This window comes from Microvirga sesbaniae (assembly GCF_025460805.1).
GTDB classification, from domain to species: domain Bacteria; phylum Pseudomonadota; class Alphaproteobacteria; order Rhizobiales; family Beijerinckiaceae; genus Microvirga; species Microvirga sesbaniae.
This window is the reverse complement of the sequence record NZ_JAMXFJ010000096.1, coordinates 1-2,692: the sequence shown is the minus strand read 5'-3', so window position 1 is coordinate 2,692 and position 2,692 is coordinate 1. Positions and strand designations below refer to the sequence as shown.

4 protein-coding genes are annotated in these 2,692 nt (G+C 56.0%); 3 read left to right on the top strand and 1 reads right to left on the bottom strand.

Features of this window, described 5'->3' with window-relative positions; translation table 11 throughout:
* Positions 1-882, top strand: an 882-nt coding sequence (locus OCW50_RS32855) for a putative Ig domain-containing protein (protein ID WP_373371546.1), incomplete at its 5' end; no start/stop codon positions are given.
* A complete protein-coding gene (locus OCW50_RS32850; protein WP_262300383.1) occupies positions 834-1,514 on the top strand; it encodes a hypothetical protein in 681 nt (226 codons plus the stop codon). The genes OCW50_RS32855 and OCW50_RS32850, both read left to right, overlap by 49 nt.
* 94 nt (positions 1,515-1,608) lie before the next feature.
* On the opposite strand, the gene OCW50_RS32845 is transcribed toward OCW50_RS32850, so the two are convergent.
* A complete protein-coding gene (locus OCW50_RS32845; RefSeq protein WP_262300382.1) occupies positions 1,609-1,968 on the bottom strand; it encodes an HU family DNA-binding protein in 360 nt (119 codons plus the stop codon).
* A 362-nt stretch (positions 1,969-2,330) separates the two neighbouring features.
* Between OCW50_RS32845 and OCW50_RS32840 the strand changes: the two genes are divergently transcribed.
* The coding region (locus OCW50_RS32840; protein WP_262300381.1) for an IS6 family transposase at positions 2,331-2,692 on the top strand (362 nt) is incomplete at its 3' end.

Below are 2,692 nucleotides of genomic sequence, written 5' to 3'. Positions count from 1 at the left end.
GGCCAGCAGGGCGTCCACTGGACCTGGTGGTCGTGGAACCCGAACTCTGGCGACACCGGCGGCATCCTGCAGGACGACTGGACGTCCGTCCACCAGAACAAAGTCGCCGAACTCCAGCCGATCATGTGGTCAGGTGACTTTCCTCTCATTGTTCTCGGCTCCGGTGAGGCAGACCGACTCTATGCTGGAGGACGAAGCAGCATACTCAATGGCTTGCAGGAGGACGACCTCCTGCAGGGGGGCGCGGGCAATGACACTTTGCAAGGCGGTGCTGGCAACGACCTCCTTCAGGGTGGCAGCGGCACGGATGTCGCGGTGTTCACCGGCAGAAGAGCCGACTACACCATCGTGGCTCATAACGGTGACGAGTACCAGATCACGGACCATCGCCCGAATGGTGACGGCACCGATATCGTTGCAGGCATCGAGCATCTGCAGTTTGCAGACGGCTCAATGAAACCGACCCAAACCTCAATCGTCTTGGTCCATCCGATGGCCGATCAGGTCATTCTGGAAGATCAGAGCTGGATCTACCAGGTTCCGGCAAATACCTTCGCATCCAATGCTAGCGTTTCCTACGCAGCAGCACTGAGTAGTGGATCTCCTCTTCCCAACTGGATGACGTTTGATCCTCTCACGCAGGTCTTTCTCGCTCACCCGCCTCGTGACTATTCAGGCTCAATCAGTTTGACCCTTTTTGCGTCGGCGGGAGGTAAAGCATCAGAAGACGCCTTCGTTCTAACGGTCGCTCCCGTCAACGATGCCCCCGACAATCTGTCTCTTCGAACACAGTTCTCTTCGAGAACAGCGCATCGGGCACCACGATTGGAGACTTGGCTGCATCCGATATCGATAGTCCAACGCTGCACTTCACTTTGCTAAACGATGCAGGGGGACGGTTTGCCATCAGGGATGGGCAGTTGATCGTCGTCGATCGGATGAAGCTTGACTATGAGCAGGCGACCTCCTACGACATCGTGGTTGGGGCGAGTGACGACGCAGGTTCGGTGGTCGAGAGGACCTTTTCCATCGGCATCAAGGACATTGTGGGAGAAAGGGTCACGGGCACCGCAGGACCTGACCTCATCAAAGGGGATCTCGGCAAAGACACGCTCCTCGGTGGGGGCGGCAACGACAGCCTTTACGGTGGCTCCGGCAACGACGTTCTCAGGGGCGACCGAGGTCGGGATACATTTGTCTTCGACACGAAGCCGGACAGGAGCCGGAACAGCGACAAGGTCCTGGATTTTAGCGTCAGGGATGACAGTTTATGGCTCGACAACATGGTGTTCACGGCTCTTGGATCCGGCAGCGCCGCCAAGCCGAGGAAGTTCAAGGTCGATATGTTTCATGAGGGCAAGAGCGCACAGGATAAGGGGGACCGCATCATCTACGACGGCAAACAGGGCATCCTCTATTATGACCCGGATGGAACCGGGCCCAAGGCACAGGTGAAGTTCGCTAGCTTAGCAAAAGGCCTTAAACTGACCTATCACGACTTTTTCATTATTTGATGTTCGAAGCGATGATCTCTGCCTTCATACGCTTTAGCTGATTTGACGCTTGCTCCACCTAAGGCATCAAGAGAGATCGGTAAGAACTTGCGGTTTACAGCACGGGTCCATCCTCTCGCCCGAGCGAAGACAGCATGATGCCACGCCTTCCTGCTCTGTGCTGCTGCCGGAGCAATGCGGGATTGAGGCGCTGATGCATTTCCTTGGCAGCCTTGACGGCAGGAACGAGTTTCTCGGCAACAGAAACCGGCTCTTTGGTGCGCGGGTTGCAACCGATCCGAGCCGCATGCTTGCGCAGCGTGAATGTTCCAAAACCACGCAGTTCAACCCGATCGCCTCGAGCGAGCCCTTCTCGAATAGCGCCAAGGATGGCATCTACGATCTTCTCGAAATCATGACGAGATAAATGCGGATCGTGTGCCGCGAGCTTCTGGATCAGTTCGGACTTGATCATGGTGGCGAAGCTCTTCGTTGTGCGTAGCCCTTTCTGAAAGCTGTCAGCACACTGAGAGGCCGTCAAGCCATCATTCGTAGCTATAAGATCTCATACTCTCGGAATTAGTCCAGCCGATGTGTCTGATCTCCGTGCCATGAGGCTTCATCCCTACTTATGACCATTGTCAGGATTATCGGATCCGTCTGAGCGTCGTGAAGCGCATACGCGTCGGCCAGCATCTGCTCCTCACCCACTACGATCTAGACCAGCAAGGCGCTGCGAGATTACGACAGTGGTGAACATGGTGAGTAGGATGCGTCGCAAACGTTTTGTTTTAGAGTTTCAGCTAAACCCTTCCGGACTCCAAGGAAGAGGGTGGCATGTTCAAGGGAAGGCACTTTGATCGATCGGTAATCCTTCTGTGCGTGCGGTGGTGCTTGGCTTACAACCTGAGCCTGCGGAACCTGGAAGAGATGATGGCCGAGTGGGGCATCTCCGTCGATCATGCGACGATCCACAGGTGGGTTGTCCGGTATGCGCCCGAACTGCTCCAGCGCTTCAATCTTCGCAAGCGATCCGTAACCAGGAGATGGCATGTCGACGAAACCTATATCAAAGTCCGCGGACGATGGACGGATCTCTACCGGGCGATCGACAGCAATGGCGATACGGTCGAGTTCTGGTTCAGCGAGCGGCGCAATCTCACCTCAGCCAAGTGCTTCCTCCGCAAGGCTCTCAAGCG